18 protein-coding genes are annotated in these 19,116 nt (G+C 60.8%); 14 read left to right on the top strand and 4 right to left on the bottom strand.

Annotated elements, in window-relative coordinates:
- Positions 1-13: 13 nt before the first annotated feature.
- Both rhdA and ACLBW8_RS11440 read right to left on the bottom strand, forming a co-directional pair.
- Complete coding sequence (gene rhdA / locus ACLBW8_RS11445; RefSeq protein ID WP_262666873.1) at positions 14-829, bottom strand: thiosulfate sulfurtransferase; 816 nt, start codon at positions 827-829, stop codon at positions 14-16.
- A gap of 57 nt (positions 830-886) precedes the next feature.
- On the bottom strand, positions 887-2,422 hold the full coding sequence (locus tag ACLBW8_RS11440) for an HDOD domain-containing protein (protein WP_447805387.1): 1,536 nt from the start codon (positions 2,420-2,422) through the stop codon (positions 887-889).
- Between the two features lie 166 nt (positions 2,423-2,588).
- On the opposite strand from ACLBW8_RS11440, the gene motA reads away from it, so the two are divergent.
- Complete coding sequence (gene motA, locus ACLBW8_RS11435) at positions 2,589-3,440, top strand: flagellar motor stator protein MotA (RefSeq protein WP_064450398.1); 852 nt, start codon at positions 2,589-2,591, stop codon at positions 3,438-3,440.
- Between the two features lie 3 nt (positions 3,441-3,443).
- Positions 3,444-4,472 carry a flagellar motor protein MotB gene (gene motB, locus ACLBW8_RS11430; RefSeq protein ID WP_064450399.1) on the top strand — a complete coding sequence of 343 codons (1,029 nt, stop codon included), beginning with the start codon at positions 3,444-3,446 and terminating at the stop codon, positions 4,470-4,472.
- Between the two features lie 49 nt (positions 4,473-4,521).
- On the opposite strand, the gene rsgA is transcribed toward motB, so the two are convergent.
- On the bottom strand, positions 4,522-5,553 hold the full coding sequence (gene rsgA / locus ACLBW8_RS11425) for a small ribosomal subunit biogenesis GTPase RsgA (protein ID WP_003171340.1): 1,032 nt from the start codon (positions 5,551-5,553) through the stop codon (positions 4,522-4,524).
- Between the two features lie 108 nt (positions 5,554-5,661).
- Between rsgA and orn the strand changes: the two genes are divergently transcribed.
- A complete protein-coding gene (orn, locus tag ACLBW8_RS11420) occupies positions 5,662-6,204 on the top strand; it encodes an oligoribonuclease (RefSeq protein WP_003171343.1) in 543 nt (180 codons plus the stop codon).
- 192 nt (positions 6,205-6,396) lie between these two features.
- Positions 6,397-7,014 carry a trimeric intracellular cation channel family protein gene (locus ACLBW8_RS11415; RefSeq protein WP_169875734.1) on the top strand — a complete coding sequence of 206 codons (618 nt, stop codon included), beginning with the start codon at positions 6,397-6,399 and terminating at the stop codon, positions 7,012-7,014.
- Here ACLBW8_RS11415 and queG read toward each other — a convergent pair.
- Positions 7,011-8,075 (bottom strand): tRNA epoxyqueuosine(34) reductase QueG, encoded by a 1,065-nt coding sequence (queG, locus tag ACLBW8_RS11410; protein WP_064450400.1) that lies wholly within the window; start codon positions 8,073-8,075, stop codon positions 7,011-7,013. The two genes, ACLBW8_RS11415 and queG, sit on opposite strands and share 4 nt — an antisense overlap.
- Positions 8,076-8,138: 63 nt before the next feature.
- Between queG and ACLBW8_RS11405 the strand changes: the two genes are divergently transcribed.
- The 10 genes from ACLBW8_RS11405 to ACLBW8_RS11360 all read left to right on the top strand — a co-directional run bounded on the left by ACLBW8_RS11405 (position 8,139) and on the right by ACLBW8_RS11360 (position 19,077).
- Entirely contained in the window at positions 8,139-8,999 is an 861-nt protein-coding gene (locus ACLBW8_RS11405; RefSeq protein ID WP_447805386.1) for an NAD(P)H-hydrate dehydratase, read from the top strand.
- Positions 8,987-9,457: a tRNA (adenosine(37)-N6)-threonylcarbamoyltransferase complex ATPase subunit type 1 TsaE gene (tsaE, locus tag ACLBW8_RS11400; RefSeq protein ID WP_064450402.1), complete on the top strand. Its 471-nt coding sequence runs from the start codon at positions 8,987-8,989 to the stop codon at positions 9,455-9,457. Before ACLBW8_RS11405 ends, tsaE begins: the two co-directional genes overlap by 13 nt.
- Before the next feature lie 17 nt (positions 9,458-9,474).
- The gene (locus ACLBW8_RS11395) at positions 9,475-10,896 is read left to right on the top strand and encodes an N-acetylmuramoyl-L-alanine amidase (RefSeq protein WP_064450403.1); all 1,422 of its coding nucleotides are present in this window, start codon (positions 9,475-9,477) and stop codon (positions 10,894-10,896) included.
- Positions 10,896-12,809: a DNA mismatch repair endonuclease MutL gene (gene mutL, locus ACLBW8_RS11390; RefSeq protein ID WP_410524778.1), complete on the top strand. Its 1,914-nt coding sequence runs from the start codon at positions 10,896-10,898 to the stop codon at positions 12,807-12,809. The genes ACLBW8_RS11395 and mutL overlap by 1 nt, the downstream gene beginning before the upstream one ends.
- Positions 12,809-13,780, top strand: a complete 972-nt coding sequence (miaA, locus tag ACLBW8_RS11385; protein ID WP_064450405.1) for a tRNA (adenosine(37)-N6)-dimethylallyltransferase MiaA — start codon at positions 12,809-12,811, stop codon at positions 13,778-13,780. The genes mutL and miaA overlap by 1 nt, the downstream gene beginning before the upstream one ends.
- A gap of 93 nt (positions 13,781-13,873) precedes the next feature.
- Positions 13,874-14,134, top strand: coding sequence for an RNA chaperone Hfq (gene hfq, locus ACLBW8_RS11380; RefSeq protein ID WP_003188059.1), 261 nt, complete (start codon positions 13,874-13,876; stop codon positions 14,132-14,134).
- Positions 14,135-14,146: 12 nt separating this feature from the next.
- Complete coding sequence (gene hflX, locus ACLBW8_RS11375) at positions 14,147-15,448, top strand: ribosome rescue GTPase HflX (protein WP_432751193.1); 1,302 nt, start codon at positions 14,147-14,149, stop codon at positions 15,446-15,448.
- Between the two features lie 96 nt (positions 15,449-15,544).
- Positions 15,545-16,720: an FtsH protease activity modulator HflK gene (gene hflK / locus ACLBW8_RS11370; RefSeq protein ID WP_012721916.1), complete on the top strand. Its 1,176-nt coding sequence runs from the start codon at positions 15,545-15,547 to the stop codon at positions 16,718-16,720.
- A complete protein-coding gene (hflC, locus tag ACLBW8_RS11365; RefSeq protein ID WP_003217510.1) occupies positions 16,720-17,586 on the top strand; it encodes a protease modulator HflC in 867 nt (288 codons plus the stop codon). The genes hflK and hflC overlap by 1 nt, the downstream gene beginning before the upstream one ends.
- 303 nt (positions 17,587-17,889) lie before the next feature.
- Positions 17,890-19,077 carry an ATP phosphoribosyltransferase regulatory subunit gene (locus ACLBW8_RS11360; RefSeq protein ID WP_407015871.1) on the top strand — a complete coding sequence of 396 codons (1,188 nt, stop codon included), beginning with the start codon at positions 17,890-17,892 and terminating at the stop codon, positions 19,075-19,077.
- The last annotated feature ends 39 nt before the right edge of the window (positions 19,078-19,116 follow it).

Genomic DNA, 19,116 nt, shown 5'->3' with positions numbered 1-19,116 from the left:
GTGTCCTTAAACCTTAAATCTCAACGGGGGTGTCGGGGTGGTTGCCCCATTCGCCCCAGGAACCGGCATAACCTTTGACTCGCGGATAACCGAGCGCCTTGGCCACCAGGTAGGTGAAGCCAGAGCGGTGGTGAGTCTGGCAGTGGGTGATGATTTCTTTGTCTTTGGTCAGGCCGAGGTCTTCGAGGATTTGCGGCATGTCGCGGCGGATACGCAGGTTGCGCGCCTTGTCCATGCCGGCGGTCCATTCGAAGTTCACCGCGCCGGGGATGTGACCCCCTTTGGCGGCGAGGACCTTTTCACCGGAATACTCCAGCGGGCCGCGTGCGTCCCAGATACCCAGGTCGGCTGCGCCGAGGCGGCTTTGCAGGTATTCGCGCGTGGCCGTGGGGCCGTCGTGCAAGGTCAGGCTGACCGGGCCACCGACAGGGGCCGGTACCTCGGTGGATACCGGGTGTTGGCCGTCCAGCCACGCCAGCAGGCCGCCGTCCAGGTAGTGGTATTTCTGGTGTCCGATCACGTCGAGCAGCCAGATAAAACGCCCGGCCCAGCCGCCGCCTTCGTCGTCGTAGACCACGTAGGTGGCATCCGGGGTGTGCCCCAGTTCGCCGAACAGTTTTTCCAGGTCTGCCTTGTTCGGCAGCAAACCCGGCGCGGGCGGTTGGCCCAGTTGGGTGCGCTTGGGGTCAACGAAATGCGCGCCGGGGATATGCCCTTCGGCGTAGCGGGCGGCACTGGTGAGGTCCACCAGAATCAGGTGTTCGGCATCCAGTTGACCGAGCAGGTCGCTGGATTCGATCACCAGCGGCAAGCCAGAGAAGTCAGGCATGTGAGGTCTCCTGGGCACAAATGTTGGCGATAAAGGAGGGCGATTGTAGCGCAAGCATCAGGCGCTGCGGTTGGTAAAGCTGTGCAGCGCTTTCTCGATGCATTGGGCGGTTTTGCCGAACGCCTGCACGGTGGTTTCCGAGAAGGGGCCGCCGCCCTGGTCGGCGACCATCAGCATCACCACGCGACCGTTACAGCTCAGGGAGCGCAACAGCAGGTGTTCGCCGGTAAACAGGCGACGCAGGACCGGCGGTAACAGCGCGGAAAACTGCGCGTGATTGTCCGGCGTGAGGCGCACCTGGGCGGGCTTTTCCAGCAGGCGCTGCAGCAGCGTGCTGTTGACCACATCCAGGCTCAAGTTCGCGGCGTCCCTGGGCAAACCGTCGGCTTGATGCACGCGCAAGGTGCTCAGGGCGCGGTCCGCCATAAACAGCAACACCCGTTGCATGCCGCTGGCGACCAGGGCTTCTTTGGCGCACGTAGTCAGGTGCATGGCGTTGGCAAAGCGGCTCGGCTCGACCAGCAATTCGGTACAGCGCTTGCGCCACACGGCCAATGCTTCGGCGGTGGGCGGCGGTGCCGGCAACAAGCCGCGATGAATTTTCTGTACATGCCACGGCCAGATCAGTGACAGCGCCGGGTGCCAAAGATCGGGCATCAGGGTGGTGCGGGCGCTGGCCACCGCTTGCTGGTGAACCTGCTGCTGCACGTCACTCAACGGCTCCTGCACGTACAGCGCGGTGAGGTATTGCCAGCGCTCGGTGTGCGGGCAGGTCCACGATTCCTGGGCCGACATCGCCAGGCCGTTGGCCAGCAGCACGGTGTTCGCCGGCTGGTTGAGCCAGCGGCGCAGGTTGGGTTCGGCATCCAGTAATTGCTGCTGGCGCAGCGCGTCATCTTCACGGGCGATGTGCAGCGCCTTGACCAGCAAGCGCTGCTCGGTCAGCAGCAGGTTATAGCCCTGGGAGACCCAGATCGGCAGGTGCCAGGCTTCGGTCAAACCGAGGCACAAGTCCAGCAGGCGCACACCGAACAGCTCCCGCTCGACCTTGTAAGCCGACTGGCCTTTATGGATAACCCGCAGTTCCCATTCTTCCAGGAGCTTGGGATACGCGACGGCCAATGGCCACAGCGGGGACAGAAACAGCAGGCTGCCCCAGTGGATGTCTTGCCACAAACGCGCCAGGCGGCTGGCGAACAAACCGCTGGCTTGCTGGGACGCGTGTTGGCTCACCAGCAGCAGTTGGCGCAGGGCCAAGGGGATTTCATTGGCTGGAACCGAGGGCAGTCGCGCCAGCAGTTCTTCGGCGCGTTTCAAACCGAGACGGTTAAGCGCCACTTCGAGATTTTCCGCCGGTTCCGCCATGCTGTTGTGCGTATGGCTGTTGGCCTCGCGCATCACGCTGAGCACCAGCGCCGGGCTGTTTTGCATCAGCTCGGCAATGTCTCGCAATGAGCTGCGGCTGTCGCGAATGGCTTTGCACACGCGCTCGTGACTGGCCTGAGGCACGGGCAGCGGCACGTCGTCCAGACGCTTGATCCAAGCGGCGAGTGTGGTGGGTTTTGCAGTGGGTACTGTCGTTTCATTTGCCATGATTGGGGCGCGATCATCACTTGCGTTCAACACGCCCGGAACGGGCCGAATTGGCTTTTCGCCTTAACGGGCTATAGTCTGGCGCAGTTTTGCCGATAAGTAGAACAAGAGTTTTCGGCTGCACTCAATATGTCCATGAACCCGACGGCGCAAGTACCAATCCCCTATGGCTAAAATTATCGGCATCATCGTCGTCATCGCAAGCGTGCTCGGTGGGTACGTCCTGTCCCACGGTAAAATTGCTGCGCTGATCCAGCCCTTCGAAGTGATGATTATCGGCGGTGCGGCCTTGGGTGCATTCTTGCAGGCCAACCCCGGCTACATGACCATGCATGTGATCAAGAAGTCGCTGGGCATGTTCAGCTCGCGTTTCTCTCACACCTTCTACCTGGAAGTGCTGGGTCTGATATTCGAGATCCTCAACAAGAGCCGCCGCGAAGGCATGATGGCCATCGAAGGCGATATCGAAGACGCCGCCGCCAGCCCTATTTTCGCCAAGTACCCGGCCGTGCTCAAAGATGAGCGCATGACCGCCTACATCTGTGATTACCTGCGCATCATGTCCTCCGGCAACATGGCGCCTCACGAGCTGGAAGGCTTGTTCGACATGGAGCTGTTCAGCCTTAAAGAAGAGTTGGAACACCCTTCGCACGCCGTGACCGGCGTTGCTGACGCCATGCCTGGGTTTGGTATTGTCGCGGCGGTGCTCGGTATTGTGGTGACCATGGCGTCCCTGGGCGAAGGCGACCAGAAGGCCATTGGCATGCACGTGGGTGCGGCCCTCGTCGGTACCTTCTTCGGTATTCTGGCGGCCTATGGTTTCTTTGGCCCGCTCGCTACCTGCCTGGCCCACGATGCCAAGGAAGAGGTCAACCTCTACGAAGCGATCAAGGCGTGCCTGGTGGCTTCGGCGTCCGGTATGCCGCCATCGCTGGCGGTGGAGTTCGGGCGCAAGGTGCTGTACCCGAAACATCGCCCAAGTTTTTCCGAGCTGGAACAAGCGGTTCGCGGTCGCTAAACCATGGAAAACAACCAGCCGATAATCATCAAGCGCGTCAAGCGCTTCGCTGCGGGGCACCATGGTGGCGCATGGAAAATCGCCTTCGCCGACTTCGCGACGGCGATGATGGCGTTCTTTCTGGTGCTGTGGTTGATGTCGACCGCTACGCCGGAACAAAAAATCGCCATCGCCGGTTACTTCAAAGACCCGATAGGCTTTTCGGAGAGTGGTACGCCCTTTGTGATTGACCTGGGCGGCTCGCCGCAGCTGGCGCCTGAGCGCACCATCAACCCCGAGGTCAAGACCGAATCGCCGCAGGAAAACATCCCGATCGAGCGCGACACTGTCGAGAGCATGGCCGAGCAGGTCGAGAAAGAGCGTCTCGAGTTGTTGCTGCAGGAACTGCAGACCAAGGTTGAAGAAAACCCGCAGCTGTTGAAATTCAAGGATCAGATTTCCTTCGAGATCACGCCGGAAGGCTTGCGCATCCAGATCACCGACGCCGCCAACCGGCCGATGTTCGACTCCGGCAGTGCGCGTTTGAAGCCGTACTTTGAAGACATCCTGCTGGCCATGGCCGACACGATCAAAGCGGTGCCGAACAAGATCAGCATCAGTGGTCACACCGACGCCAAGCCGTATGCAGGCCAGGGCGACTTCGGCAATTGGGAGCTTTCGGCCAACCGCGCCAACGCTGCCCGGCGTGCGCTGGTGGCGGGCAGCTATCCGGACCCGCAAGTGGCGCGCGTGGTGGGTTTTGCCTCCTCGCAGCTGTTCGATCCCAAGGACCCGTTCAACCCGATCAACCGTCGGATCGATATCGTGGTGCTGACCAAAAAAGCCCAGCGTGCGATCGAAGGCGATCAAGGCGCGGCCCCATCGGCACCGACCCAAGGTGCAGGTGCGCCAGGCGAAGTGCCGGCTGATCCGAACGCCATTCCACCAGGGCAGGAGCCGTTGCCGGCCCATGAGCTGCGGCAGAAGCTGAACCTGTTTGATGATGGCGGGGTGAAAGATCCTACGGCGCCTGCACCGGCGCCCGGCTCGTAAGCCGCATGCAAAAAGGCCGCGATGATCGCGGCCTTTTTGTCTCTGCAGTTTAGTAACTGCTCTCGGGCAAGCTCGCAATAATCGAACGATAGCTGTTCATGCGCTGCTGCTGTACGCGGCCATCTTCCAGGGCCTTGAGCAGTGCACAGCCCGGCTCGCGGTCGTGTTTGCAGTCGCGGAAGCGGCAGGTGCCGATCAGGTCGTTGAATTCGATGAAGCCCGCTTCCACATCGCTGCGGCTGACGTGGCCGAGGCCGAATTCACGAATGCCTGGGGAGTCGATCAGTTCACCGCCGCCGGGGAAATGGAACAACCGTGCGGTGGTGGTGGTGTGGGTACCCTGGCCGGACAGCTCCGACAGCGGGCCGACACGGGTGTCGACTTCCGGCAGCAGGCTGTTGACCAGCGACGATTTGCCCACGCCCGACTGGCCGACAAACACACTGATGCGGCCGTCCAACTGCTGTTGCAGCTGTTCCATGCCGTTGCCGTGATGCGCCGAGACTTCCAGCACCGGGTAACCCAGGGTGCGATAGACCGCCAGCAACGCATTGAGCGCCGGGGCGTTCTGCTCGTCGATCAGGTCGAATTTGTTCAGCAGCAACAACGGGCGAATGCCGGCATGCTCGGCTGCAACCAAATAGCGGTCGATCAGGTTGGCATGTGGCTCGGGCAGCGGCGCGAACACGATCACGATCATGTCGACGTTGGCGGCCACCGGCTTGAGCTGCCCGCGGCTGTCAGGCCGACGCAGTTCGGTGGTGCGTGGCAACTGGGCGACGATTACGCCGATGCCTTGGTTGCCGGCACGCCACACGACCTTGTCGCCGGTCACCAGCGCAGGCAGGTTGGCGCGCAAGTGGCAACGGGAAACAGAGCCCGCGAGTTCGCCTTCCAGCGCCTCGACTTCGACCTGCACACCAAAGTGTGCGATCACCAGGCCCGTTTGTTCGGGGCCCAGGTCGCCGCCCTCGAGCGCTTCTACGGCGGAGGATTCACGTTTGGCGGCGCGAGCGGCGCGTTCACCTTGAATCTTTTCGATGCGCCAGTTTTGGCGACGATTGAGCTGGCGTTTGGCCATTGGTGTTCCGTGTCGATAATGCAAAGGTTGGGTAAAACGGTCGCGAGTCTAGCACGGCCCCGCCTGCTAAACTGCGCAGCTACGCTAAGGTGCCAAGAGAATCAAGCCATGCAAAACCCACAGAACCTGATTTGGATCGATCTGGAAATGACCGGTCTGAACCCCGACACCGACGTCATCATCGAGATGGCGACCATTGTCACCGACAGCAACCTCAACACCTTGGCTGAAGGTCCGGTGATCGCCATCCACCACAGCGACGCCGTACTCGCCACCATGGACGAGTGGAACACCCGCACCCACGGCAACTCCGGGCTGACCCAGCGCGTGCGCGACAGCCGTATCAGCATGGCTGAAGCTGAAGCCGAAACCATCGCCTTCCTGGAAAAATGGGTGCCCAAGGGCAAGTCGCCGATCTGCGGCAACAGCATCTGCCAGGACCGCCGCTTCCTTTATACGCACATGAAGGGGCTGGAAAGCTACTTCCACTATCGCAACCTGGATGTGTCCACCTTGAAAGAGCTGGCCGCACGCTGGGCGCCGGAAGTTAAGGACAGCTTCCATAAAGGCAGCACTCACTTGGCACTGGACGATATCCGCGAATCGATCGCCGAGCTGCAGCATTATCGCAAGCATTTCATCAAGGCTTGATGATTGGGGCGTCAGAACTGACGCCATCGCAGGCAAGCCAGCTCCCACATTCGACTGCATTCCAAAGGTGGAACTCGGTTAAATGTGGGAGCGGGCTTGCTCGCGAAGGGCCCGACGCGGTCTTTCGCCTGGCGCCCTCTTTTGGTGCTACCAGCAAATGATTAGACTGCCGGCCTCTTTGCAAGGATCGCCATCATGCTGTTGATGCTCTACCTCATCGCCATCACCGCCGAAGCCATGACCGGTGCCTTGTCCGCCGGTCGGCGCGGCATGGACTGGTTTGGTGTGGTGCTGATCGCCTGCGTCACGGCGCTGGGCGGCGGTTCGGTGCGTGATGTGTTGTTGGGGCATTACCCGCTGACCTGGGTCAAGCACCCGGAATATCTGGTGCTGACCTCGATCGCCGCGCTGGTGACGATCTTTATTGCGCCGCTGATGCGTCACCTGCGTTCGCTGTTCCTGGCGCTGGATGCGGTGGGGCTGGTGGCCTTCACCTTGATTGGCTGCATGACGGCGCTGGAAATGGGCCACGGCATGCTGGTGGCCTCGGTCAGCGGCGTCATCACCGGGGTTTTCGGCGGCATCCTGCGGGATATCTTCTGCAACGACATCCCACTGATCTTCCGTCGTGAGCTGTATGCCAGCGTGTCGTTCCTCGCCGCCTGGTTCTACATGCTGTGCCTGTACCTGGAACTGCCCAGCGAGCAGGCAATTTTGCTCACCTTGTTCAGCGGCTTTCTACTGCGCCTGCTGGCGATCCGTTTTCACTGGGAAATGCCCAAATTCGTCTACAACGACGACGTGCACTAGCGCGTAGCGTGTTGGTTCAGCGCCCACTCCACGTGTTCGCGCACCAGGTCCGAGGGGTAATCGCGGCGCGCCTTCAAGGCTTCCAGCACCGGAATGCTCGACGGCGCATTGCCCAGGCCCACAGCCAGGTTGCGCAGCCAGCGCTCATAACCGGCGCGGCGTAGCGGTGAGCCTTCCGTGCTGCTGAGGAATTTATCCTCGTCCCACATAAACAGTTCAGCCAGCTCTGCGTTATCCAGATTATGCCGTGGCTTGAAATCACCTTCGTCGGTAGCGCGGGCGAAACGATTCCACGGGCAAACGATCTGACAGTCATCACAGCCGAACACGCGATTGCCGATCAGGGGGCGCAGGTCTTCCGGGATTGCACTCTTGAGCTCGATGGTCAGGTAGGAAATGCAGCGTCGTGCATCCAGTACATAGGGGCCGACGAAGGCGTTGGTGGGGCAGATGTCCAGGCAGGCCGTGCAGCGGCCGCAGTGCTCGGTGGTGTGAGGGGCGTCAACCGGCAGGGGCAAATCGACAAACAGTTCGCTCAAGAAGAAATAACTGCCGGCCTTGCGATTGAGTACCAGGGTGTTTTTGCCGATCCAGCCCAGGCCTGCCTGTTCGGCGATGGCTTTTTCCAGCACCGGCGCGCTGTCGACAAAGGCGCGAAAGCCGAACGGGCCGATCTGCGCCTGAATGCGGTCAGCCAGTTGCTGCACGCGTTTGCGGATCAGCTTGTGATAATCCCGGCCCAGGGCGTAACGGGAGATGTAGGCTTTCTCTGGCTTTGCCAGCAGTTGCGCCATTTGGGTATCGCCTGGCAGATAATCCATGCGCAGCGACACCACGCGCAGAGTGCCCGGCACCAGTTCATCGGGATGGGAGCGTTTGCTGCCATGGGCGCCCATGTATTCCATCTCGCCGTGGTAGCCCGCGTCGAGCCAGCGTTGCAGGTGCTGCTCATGCTCGGCCAGGTCCAGGCCGCTGATGCCGACTTGTTGAAAGCCCAGTTCACGGCCCCAGTCTTTGATCGATTGGGCGAGGGCGGGCAGATCGGTGGTGATGGCAGGCATGAGACAAGGGAAACCGCAGGTTAGATAGGTATAATTCTGCCAGACATCGGAGCTTGAAGACGCATGCCGCAGACAAAACACGCAATAACCGACGTACAGCCCCTGTTGCACGGCCATTTGCCGCAACTCGCTGCGCGCGCCCCGGACGCCCATAAAGGCCAATTCGGTCACCTGCTGGTCATTGGCGGCGACCTAGGCTTTGGCGGCGCGGCACTGTTGAGTGCAGAAAGCGCCTTGCGCAGTGGCGCGGGCATGGTGTCCCTGGCGACCCGGCCAGAACACGTGCCGGCCGCACTGGCGCGCTTGCCGGAAGTCATGACCGTCGGCGTGAGTTCGGCCAACCAGTTGATGGGGCTGCTGGAAAAGATCTCAGTCATTGTCATCGGCCCGGGCCTGGGCGCTGCGTCCTGGGGTAAAAGCCTGTTGTCCGTCGCCGCCAATGCCTCGCAGCCGCAAGTCTGGGACGCAGATGCGTTGAATCAGTTGGCCACGGGCGGCGTAAGCCTTCCCGCTAACAGCGTGATTACGCCGCACCCTGGCGAGGCGGCGCGTTTGATGGGCATCACGACAGTCGAGGTTCAGGCCGATCGCCTTAAGGTGGCGCGCGCGTTGAGCCAGAAATTCAATGCAGTGACTATTCTCAAGGGTGCTGGCAGTTTGATTGCTAGCCCGGACGGACGTGTTTTGCGATGTGACCAAGGCCACCCGGCGATGGCCACCGCCGGTTTGGGTGACGTCCTGAGTGGCTTGGTGGGCGCATTACTTGCCCAAGGCATGCCCGCTTATGAAGCCAGCTGCCTGGCCGTGTGGCTGCACGCCACGGCGGGGGATCGCCAGGGCACCTTTGGGCGCGGCTTGGCTGCCAGCGACCTGATACCTGCCATTCGTCAATTGCTGGAGGAGCAGTCGCCGTGTCTGAAGTAACCCTTTTCCTGGCGGATGAAGACGCCATGGTCGCGTTCGGCAATCGCATTGCCCAGGTTACGGCCGGTGCCGGGTTGATCTTTCTCAAGGGCGATTTGGGGGCCGGGAAAACCACACTGTCCCGCGGGATTATTCGTGGGTTGGGTCACGCCGGGGCGGTAAAAAGCCCTACGTTTACCTTGGTCGAACCTTACGAGATCGGTGATGTTCGCGCCTTCCACTTCGACCTGTATCGCCTGGTAGATCCCGAAGAGCTGGAGTACATGGGCATCCGTGATTACTTTGACGAAGATGCGTTGTGCCTGATCGAGTGGCCAGATAAAGGCACAGGCTTTTTGCCAAAGCCGGACCTGACCATTACCATTACGCCGCACGATCACGGACGTCAGCTGAAGTTGTTGCCCCAGAGTGCGCGCGGTGAGTCGTGGTGCGCTGCTCTGGCATTGGAATTCAAATAAAATTGGTGGGGTTAGGTATGCGCTTTCGCGCGATGGTTGCTGTCGTAGGGGTGTTGCTTGCGGCAATGACTTTCAATGCTCTGGCTGCTTCACAGGTGAAAAGTGTTCGCCTATGGCGAGCGCCGGATAACACGCGACTGGTGTTCGACCTGTCTGGCCCGGTCCAGCACAGCGTCTTTACCCTGACGGCGCCCGATCGCCTGGTGATCGACATCAATGGCGCGACCCTGGCCGCGCCGCTGAAAGTCTCCACCGCCAATACGCCGATTACGTCGATGCGCTCGGCTCAGCGCACGCCGACCGATCTGCGTGTGGTCATCGACCTGAAAAAGGCCGTGACCCCGAAAAGTTTTGTGCTGGCGCCGAACGCCCAATACGGCAATCGGCTGGTGGTCGACCTGTTCGACAACGCCGCCGATGCCGCACCGCCGCCTGCGCCAACCCCAAGTGTTGCGACCGTGCCGGCAGTGCCCGTCAACCCGTCGCAACCACAGGTCAAGCTGCCACCGCCGCCGCCAGCGCCTGCGGGCAAGCGCGACATTATCGTGGTGATCGACGCCGGCCACGGCGGTGAAGACCCGGGTGCATCCGGCTCGCGCGGGCAGCACGAAAAAGACGTGGTACTGGCCATCGCTCGTGAACTGCAGCGTCAGGTCAATGGCATGAAAGGCTATCGCGCCGAGCTAACCCGTACCGGCGACTACTTCATTCCGTTGCGCGGCCGTACCGAAATCGCCCGCAAGAAGGGCGCTGACCTGTTTGTGTCGATCCATGCCGACGCCGCACCCTCGGCCGCCGCCTTTGGCGCTTCGGTGTTTGCCCTGTCGGACCGCGGTGCTACATCCGAAACTGCACGTTGGCTGGCCGACAGTGAAAACCGTTCCGACTTGATTGGCGGCGCGGGCAACGTGTCCCTCGATGACAAGGACAAAATGCTCGCCGGCGTACTGCTCGACCTGTCGATGACCGCTTCGCTGACGTCCAGCTTGAACGTCGGCCAGAAGGTTCTGAGCAACATTGGTCGCGTGACCTCGCTGCACAAACAGCGCGTGGAACAGGCGGGTTTCATGGTGTTGAAGTCGCCGGACATTCCATCGATCCTGGTGGAAACCGGGTTTATCTCCAACTCCAACGAAGCCTCGAAGTTGGCCAGTGCCGGCCACCAGCAGGCCCTGGCCCGCTCGATCAGCGCGGGTATTCGTCAATTCTTCCAGCAGAACCCGCCACCGGGCACCTACATCGCCTGGCTGCGTGACTCCGGGAAAATCGCCCAGGGCCCGCGCGACCATCGCGTGCAGCCCGGTGACACCCTGGCCATGCTCGCCGTGCGTTTCCAGGTCTCGGCCGCGACCTTGCGCAGCGCCAATAACCTGAAAACCGATGAGTTGAAAGTCGGTCAGGTATTGACCATTCCTGGCACTGAATTGGCGGCGCAGTAATGAGCGAATCAGTTCTGAACAGCGGTTCACGCATTGAACTGCTCAGTCCGCGCCTTGCCAACCAGATTGCGGCGGGCGAGGTCGTTGAGCGCCCGGCATCGGTGATCAAGGAACTGCTGGAAAACAGTATCGACTCGGGTGCCAAACGCATTGATGTCGACGTGGAGCAAGGCGGCGTCAAGCTGCTGCGGGTGCGCGACGACGGCAGTGGCATCTCTTCGGATGACCTGCCGCTGGCCTTGGCCCGTCACGCGACCAGCAAGATTCGCGACCTGGAAGACCTTGAACGGGTCATGAGCCTGGGCTTTCGCGGTGAAGCATTGGCCTCCATCAGCTCCGTGGCGCGCCTGACCCTGACTTCCCGCACCCGCGACGCCGAGCAGGCGTGGCAGGTGGAAACCGAAGGCCGCGACATGGCGCCTCGGGTCCAGCCGGCGGCGCACCCGGTGGGTACGTCGGTTGAGGTGCGCGACCTGTTCTTCAACACCCCGGCGCGACGCAAATTCCTCAAGGCCGAAAAAACCGAATTCGATCACCTGCAAGAAGTCATCAAGCGCCTGGCACTGGCGCGCTTCGACGTGGCGTTCCATTTGCGCCACAACGGCAAGACTATCCTCAGCCTGCACGAAGCCCATGACGATGCCGCCCGTGCTCGGCGTGTGTCGGCAATCTGCGGCGCGGGCTTCCTGGAGCAGGCGCTGCCGATTGAAATCGAACGCAACGGCTTGCGGCTGTGGGGCTGGGTAGGCTTGCCGACGTTTTCCCGTAGCCAGGCGGACTTGCAGTATTTCTTTGTGAATGGCCGTGCGGTGCGCGACAAACTGGTGGCCCACGCGGTGCGCCAGGCTTATCGCGACGTGTTGTTCAACGGTCGCCATCCGACATTTGTACTGTTCTTTGAGGTCGATCCGTCGGTGGTCGACGTCAACGTGCACCCGACCAAACACGAAGTGCGCTTTCGCGACGGGCGCATGGTGCATGACTTCCTGTATGGCACCTTGCACCGCGCCCTGGGCGATGTGCGCCCGGATGATCAGCTGTCTGCGCCAATCGTGACGGCCGTTGTGCGCCCGAGTGGTCCGGAAGCCGGCGAGTTCGGTCCTCAGGGCGAAATGAGCCTGGCGGCCAACCTGCTGCAGTCGCCACAGCCACAACCGGCTTATACCGCGCCGGGTTCCGGGGCAGGCGCAGGTTATCAGTATCAATACACGCCGCGTCCGCAGTCGACGGTGCCGGTAGCTGAGGCCCAGGCGGCCTATCGTGAGTTCTTCGCGCCGCTGCCGGGTGCCGAGCCGGGCGCTGTCGCGTTGCCGGAGGGCGGTGGTGATATTCCGCCGCTCGGCTATGCGCTGGCCCAGCTCAAGGGCATCTACATTTTGGCGGAAAACGCCCACGGCCTGGTGCTGGTGGACATGCACGCCGCCCATGAGCGGATCATGTACGAGCGCCTGAAGATCGCCATGGCCAGTGAAGGTCTCAGCGGCCAACCCCTGTTGGTGCCCGAATCCCTGGCGGTCAGCCAGCGCGAGGCCGACTGCGCCGAAGAACACCACAGCGTGTTCCAGAAACTGGGCTTCGAACTGCAACGCCTTGGCCCGGAAACGTTGGCTATCCGCCAGATTCCCGCACTGCTCAAGCAGGCTGAGGCCAACCGTTTGGTCGCCGACGTACTGGCTGATCTGATGGAATATGGCACCAGCGACCGCATCCAGGCGCATATCAACGAACTGCTCGGTACCATGGCCTGTCATGGTGCGATCCGCGCCAACCGCCGCCTGGCCCTGCCGGAAATGAACGGCCTGCTGCGCGACATGGAAAACACCGAGCGCAGCGGGCAATGCAACCATGGCCGACCGACCTGGACCCAGATGGGCCTGGACGATCTGGACAAACTGTTCTTGCGCGGCCGTTGATGAGTGCCTTGCCCCCCGCCATCTTCCTGATGGGCCCCACGGCCGCCGGCAAGACCGACCTGGCTATCGAGCTGACCAAGGTGTTGCCGTGCGAGCTGATCAGTGTCGACTCTGCACTGGTTTACCGGGACATGGACATTGGCACTGCCAAACCGTCCAAAGCGCTGTTGGCCGAGCATCCGCATAGGCTGATTGACATCATCGACCCGTCCGAGAGCTATTCCGCAGCGGATTTCCGTACCGATGCCCTGGCCGCCATGGCCGAAATCACCGCGCGGGGCAATATTCCGCTGCTGGTGGGCGGTACGATGCTCTATTACAAGGCTTTGCAGGAAGGCCTGGCGGATATGCCGCCGGCCGACGCCCAGGTGCGTGCCGAGCTTGAGGAAGAAGCTGCACGCCTTGGCTGGCAAGCCCTGCACGACCAGTTGGCGGCTATTGATCCGGTGTCCGCCGCGCGCATTCATCCCAACGACCCCCAGCGCCTCACCCGGGCCCTGGAAGTCTGGCGCGTGAGCGGCCAGACCATGACTGAACATAGGCTGAAACAAACTGCGCAAAGTGCTCAAGCAGGCGCATCTGGACAGTCACAATTGCCCTATACTGTGGCGAATCTGGCCATTGCTCCGGCAAATCGTCAGGTGCTGCATGAGCGAATTGCACAAAGATTCACAATTATGTTGGAACAGGGGTTTGTGGACGAGGTCGTAGCACTGCGTTCAAGAGGTGATCTGCATGCTGGGTTGCCTTCGATACGTGCTGTTGGCTATCGCCAAGTCTGGGATCATCTGGATGGCAAGCTGACGTCAGCCGAAATGCAGGAGCGCGGCATCATTGCCACGCGCCAATTGGCGAAGCGCCAGTTCACCTGGCTGCGCAGCTGGAGCGATTTGCACTGGTTGGACAGCCTGGACAGCGACAATCTGTCACGCGCCTTGAAATACTTGGGAACGGTCTCCATATTGAGCTGAGTCCTTGCAATTGCCGTCTATCCTTGGGGGTGTGACGGCCATAAGCTATCTATTTTCCGAATTTTATTATTGATCCTTAAAGGAGTGCGGCACATGTCAAAAGGGCATTCGCTACAAGACCCTTACTTGAATACTTTACGTAAAGAGAAAGTTGGGGTTTCCATCTACCTGGTCAACGGTATCAAGTTGCAAGGCACGATCGAGTCGTTCGACCAGTTCGTGATCCTGCTGAAAAACACCGTCAGCCAGATGGTTTACAAACACGCTATCTCGACAGTCGTTCCAGTGCGTCCTATCCGTCTGCCTAGCGCAGCGGGTGACGAACAGGGTGACGCTGAGCCAGGTAACGCCTGATAGGAGTCTCCTTTGTTCTTTGAGCGCCACGGTGGTGGTGAGCGAGTAATCCTCGTTCACTTGGATGGACAGGACCCTGAGGCGCGCGAAGATCCGCAGGAGTTTCAGGAGTTGGCAAATTCGGCCGGCGCCGAGACCGTTGCGTTTTTTAACGTACCGCGTCATCGGCCAACCGCCAAATACCTGATCGGCAGCGGCAAGGTCGAGGAATTACGCGATCTGGTGCATGCTGAAGAAGCCGATCTGGTGATCTTCAATCACACCCTCACGCCCAGTCAGGAACGTAACCTCGAACGTGTTTTCGAGTGTCGCGTGATCGACCGCACCGGTCTGATTCTCGATATTTTCGCCCAGCGCGCCCGCACTCATGAAGGTAAGCTCCAGGTCGAACTGGCCCAGCTTGACCACATGAGCACCCGCCTGGTTCGTGGCTGGACTCACCTTGAGCGTCAAGGTGGCGGTATCGGCATGCGTGGCCCGGGTGAAACCCAACTGGAAACCGACCGCCGTCTGCTGCGGGTTCGCCTGCGCCAGATCAAGGGGCGCCTGGAAAAGGTACGCAGCCAGCGCGAGCAGTCGCGACGCGGCCGGATGCGTGCGGATATCCCTACCGTGTCCCTGGTGGGCTATACCAACGCCGGCAAATCCACACTGTTCAATAAAGTGACGAAATCGGACGTGTACGCGGCCGACCAACTCTTCGCCACGCTTGATCCGACCTTGCGCCGTCTGGAACTGGACGACCTGGGGCCGATTGTCCTGGCCGACACCGTGGGTTTCATTCGTCACTTGCCCCACAAGCTGGTCGAGGCGTTTCGGTCTACGCTCGAAGAGTCGAGCAACTCCGACCTGCTGCTGCACGTGATCGATGCGGCCGAACCGGATCGCATGTTGCAGATCGAGCAGGTGATGCTGGTGCTGGGCGAGATTGGTGCACAAGACTTGCCGATCCTCGAGGTCTATAACAAACTCGATTTGCTTGAAGGCGTTGAGCCACAAATCCAGCGCGATGAGAACGGCAAGCCCCAGCGGGTATGGCTGTCGGCGCGCGATGGTACTGGCTTGGATTTGCTTGAACAGGCCATTGCCGAGTTGCTGGGCAGCGATTTGTTTGTCGGCACCTTGCGCTTGCCTCAGCGTTTTGCTCGACTGCGTGCACAGTTTTTTGAGTTGGGCGCGGTACAGAAAGAAGAATACGACGAAGAAGGTGTCAGCTTGCTGGCCGTTCGATTGCCGCGTTCGGAGCTGAATCGGCTGGTCAGTCGTGAAGGTGTGGTACCGGCCGAGTTCATCGAACAACACACTTTGCAATAAAAGCCTCCTAAAGCGGTTGTGCCGCAGTAGCAGGCATTCTGTAGCATTGGTCGGCGCGCCGTGGGTGCGTCTTTGCTTTATCAGATGGAGAGCGCTATGGCTTGGAATGAGCCGGGTGGCAACTCGAATAATCAGGATCCTTGGGGTGGTAAGCGCCGCAATAATGGCGACCGCAAGGGGCCACCAGATCTCGACGAGGCCTTCCGAAAGCTGCAGGAAAGCCTGAATGGGTTGTTCGGTGGTGGAAAAAAACGCGGTGGTGACGAAGGCGGTCGCACAAGCAAGGGCGGCGGCTATGGCCTGCTGGGCCTGGGTCTTGTCGTGCTGGCTGCCGTCTGGCTGTACAGCGCCGTGTACGTGGTGGACGAGCAGGAGCAAGCCGTGGTGCTGCGCTTCGGCAAGTACTACGAGACTGTCGGGCCAGGCCTGAACATCTATTTCCCGCCGATCGACAAGAAGTACATGGAGAACGTCACGCGTGAGCGTGCCTACACCAAGCAGGGCCAGATGCTGACCGAAGACGAGAACATCGTCGAAGTGCCGCTGACCGTGCAGTACAAGATCAGCAACCTGCAGGACTTCGTGCTGAACGTTGATCAGCCTGAAATCAGCCTGCAACACGCAACCGAAAGCGCCCTGCGCCACGTGGTGGGTTCCACCGCCATGGACCAGGTGCTGACCGAAGGTCGTGAGTTGATGGCCAGCGAAATCAAGGAGCGCCTGCAACGGTTCCTCGATACCTATCGCACCGGTATCACCGTCACCCAGGTGAACGTACAGAGCGCAGCTGCACCGCGCGAAGTACAGGAAGCCTTTGACGACGTGATCCGCGCCCGTGAAGACGAGCAGCGTTCGCGTAACCAGGCCGAAACCTATGCCAACGGCGTCGTGCCGGAAGCGCGTGGTCAGGCCCAGCGTATCCTTGAGGATGCAAACGGTTACCGCGATGAGGTGGTTTCGCGTGCCAAGGGTGAAGCGGATCGCTTTACCAAGCTGGTCGCCGAGTACCGCAAGGCGCCGGAAGTCACGCGTGAGCGTCTGTATCTGGACACCATGCAGGAAGTCTTCAGCAACACCAGCAAGGTTCTCGTGACCGGCAGCAAAGGTGGGCAGAACAACCTGCTGTACCTGCCGCTGGACAAGATGATCGAGGGTGGTCGTAGCAGCACCAGCGCGCCGTCCACCGGTTCGAACGCTGCTGCTAACGAAGCGAGCGCCCGTGCGGCCGCTGACTTGCTGCAACAGCAAACACGTACCAGGGAGAGTCGTTGATGAGCAATAAATCGCTGACCGCCCTGATTGTGGGCGTCGTCGTGGTCATCGCTGCCTGGAACTGCTTCTACATCGTGTCTCAGACCGAGCGCGCGGTGTTGCTGCAATTCGGTCGTGTGGTCCAGGCGGATGTCCAGCCGGGCCTGCATGTGAAAGTCCCCTACGTGAACCAGGTGCGCAAGTTCGACGGCCGCCTGATGACCCTGGATGCACCGACACAGCGCTTCCTGACCCTGGAAAAGAAAGCCGTGATGGTTGACGCCTACGCCAAGTGGCGCGTCAAGGATGCGGAGCGTTTCTACACCGCGACTTCCGGCCTCAAGCAGATTGCCGACGAGCGTTTGTCGCGCCGTCTGGAGTCGGGCCTGCGTGACCAGTTTGGTAAGCGCACCCTGCACGAGGTGGTATCCGGTGAACGTGATGCGCTGATGGCTGACATCACGCGCTCGTTGAACGCAATGGCTGAGAAAGAGCTGGGCATCGAAGTGATCGATGTTCGGGTCAAGGCGATCGACCTGCCGAAGGAAGTGAACCGCAGCGTGTTCGAGCGTATGAGCACCGAGCGTGAGCGTGAAGCTCGTGAGCACCGCGCCAAGGGTAACGAGCTGGCTGAAGGTATCCGTGCGGATGCCGACCGTCAGCGCCGTGTACTGCTGGCAGAAGCTTATCGCGAGTCTGAAGAGGCCCGTGGTGATGGTGATGCTCAAGCGGCGTCGATCTACGCCAAGGCTTACGGCCAGGACCAGGAGTTCTACGCGTTCTACCGTAGCCTGCGCGCTTACCGCGAAAGTTTCGCGAACAAAACCGACGTCATGGTGCTGGACCCAAGCAGCGACTTCTTCCGCTACCTGGAAAAGTCCAAGTAATCAGCCTGTGACTCTGTAGGAAGCACTCCGTCGGGCGGCTAAAACGCCTGGCGGGGTGATCCTTTCAGAAAACGGGTGTATGATGCGGCAGCCGGGAAATTCCCGGCTTTTTTGCGTCTGCATGTTTGATTGTTGCTGGTTGCGCAGGCGCCACAGGTTTTTCGAGGAAAGTGCCCGACGAGGCCGTTTGCAGGCCGTTCGTCACGTCGTTCTTGCGCGTTGTTTATGCAGGAGCCGGGTATTTTCTGCTTCACTCAAGGCTCGGCCGAGGGCTGGCCGCCCGGATCATAGGGGAATGGCGTAATGGCAACGGTAGACCGCTGGCTGCTGCCAGATGGCATCGAAGAAGTACTGCCACCAGAAGCTGCGCGCATTGAAGTAGCGCGTCGCCAGGTGTTGGATCTGTTCCAGAGCTGGGGTTACGAGTTTGTCGTAACTCCCCATATCGAGTACCTGGAATCCCTGCTGACCGGCGCGGGCCAGGACCTGGATCTGCGCACCTTCAAGGTCATCGACCCGCAATCGGGCCGGCAAATGGGCTTCCGGGCTGATATCACGCCGCAAGTGGCGCGTATCGATGCGCATACCCTGCGCCGCGAAGGTCCGAGCCGTCTGTGCTACGCCGGCAGCGTGCTGCACGCGCAGCCGCGCGCCTTGTCGTCGTCCCGTAGCCCGATTCAACTGGGCGCCGAGTTGTACGGTGATGCCAGCCCGAGCAGCGACGTTGAAGTGATCAGCTTGATGTTGGCCATGCTGCAACTGGCTGACGTGCCGGATGTGCACATGGACCTGGGTCACGTCGGTATCTACCGTGGCCTGGCCCGTGCGGCCGGCTTGTCGGGGGAAGTTGAGCAGCAGTTGTTCGATGCCCTGCAACGCAAGGCTATCGATGAAGTGATCGCCCTTACCGAGGGTGTGCCTGCTGACCTCGCCGGCATGCTGCGCGCGCTGGTTGACCTGTGCGGCGGCCGTGAAGTGTTGGCGGCTGCACGCGAGCGCCTGGCCAATGCGCCGGCGCCAGTGCTGGCGGCGCTGGATGACGTGCTGGCGATTGCCGAACGGTTGTCGGCGCGGTTCCCGCAGTTGCCGCTGTATTTTGACCTGGGCGAGTTGCGCGGCTACCACTACCACACCGGTGTGGTGTTCGCAGTGTTTGTGCCGGGTGTTGGCCAGGCCATCGCCCAAGGCGGTCGTTATGACGATATCGGCGCTGACTTCGGTCGCGCACGTCCGGCGACTGGCTTTTCTACCGATTTGAAAACCCTGGTGACCCTGGGGCGTGCTGAGGTCGAGTTGCCGTCTGGTGGCATCTGGATGCCCGACAGTACGGACGCAGCACTCTGGCAGCAGGTTTGCCAGTTGCGCAGTGAGGGTCAGCGTGTCGTCCAGGCTCTGCCTGGGCAGCCATTGGCCGCCGCCCGTGAAGCGGACTGCGACCAGCAATTGATTCTGCAGAACGGGCTTTGGCAAGTATCGCCACTGGCTTCTTGAGTATTCCTGCCGGCCATCGCCGGCACCAAGTTTGCGCGA

The organism is Pseudomonas sp. M5A4_2d, from assembly GCF_053345295.1.
Note: the sequence above shows the minus strand (reverse complement) of the source record. Positions and strands in the feature narration are given on the sequence as shown.

What these genes read in the sequence shown, in the direction of transcription:
- ACLBW8_RS11360 (WP_407015871.1), top strand. Translation starts at nt 17,890, where the DNA reads ATGGCAACGGTAGACCGCTGGCTGCTGCCAGATGGCATCGAAGAAGTA.
- queG (WP_064450400.1), bottom strand. Translation starts at nt 8,075, where the DNA reads ATGCCTGCCATCACCACCGATCTGCCCGCCCTCGCCCAATCGATCAAA.
- hflC (WP_003217510.1), top strand. Translation starts at nt 16,720, where the DNA reads ATGAGCAATAAATCGCTGACCGCCCTGATTGTGGGCGTCGTCGTGGTC.
- hfq (WP_003188059.1), top strand. Translation starts at nt 13,874, where the DNA reads ATGTCAAAAGGGCATTCGCTACAAGACCCTTACTTGAATACTTTACGT.
- rhdA (WP_262666873.1), bottom strand. Translation starts at nt 829, where the DNA reads ATGCCTGACTTCTCTGGCTTGCCGCTGGTGATCGAATCCAGCGACCTG.
- ACLBW8_RS11405 (WP_447805386.1), top strand. Translation starts at nt 8,139, where the DNA reads ATGCCGCAGACAAAACACGCAATAACCGACGTACAGCCCCTGTTGCAC.
- rsgA (WP_003171340.1), bottom strand. Translation starts at nt 5,553, where the DNA reads ATGGCCAAACGCCAGCTCAATCGTCGCCAAAACTGGCGCATCGAAAAG.
- orn (WP_003171343.1), top strand. Translation starts at nt 5,662, where the DNA reads ATGCAAAACCCACAGAACCTGATTTGGATCGATCTGGAAATGACCGGT.
- ACLBW8_RS11395 (WP_064450403.1), top strand. Translation starts at nt 9,475, where the DNA reads ATGCGCTTTCGCGCGATGGTTGCTGTCGTAGGGGTGTTGCTTGCGGCA.
- motA (WP_064450398.1), top strand. Translation starts at nt 2,589, where the DNA reads ATGGCTAAAATTATCGGCATCATCGTCGTCATCGCAAGCGTGCTCGGT.
- mutL (WP_410524778.1), top strand. Translation starts at nt 10,896, where the DNA reads ATGAGCGAATCAGTTCTGAACAGCGGTTCACGCATTGAACTGCTCAGT.
- motB (WP_064450399.1), top strand. Translation starts at nt 3,444, where the DNA reads ATGGAAAACAACCAGCCGATAATCATCAAGCGCGTCAAGCGCTTCGCT.
- hflK (WP_012721916.1), top strand. Translation starts at nt 15,545, where the DNA reads ATGGCTTGGAATGAGCCGGGTGGCAACTCGAATAATCAGGATCCTTGG.
- ACLBW8_RS11440 (WP_447805387.1), bottom strand. Translation starts at nt 2,422, where the DNA reads ATGGCAAATGAAACGACAGTACCCACTGCAAAACCCACCACACTCGCC.
- miaA (WP_064450405.1), top strand. Translation starts at nt 12,809, where the DNA reads ATGAGTGCCTTGCCCCCCGCCATCTTCCTGATGGGCCCCACGGCCGCC.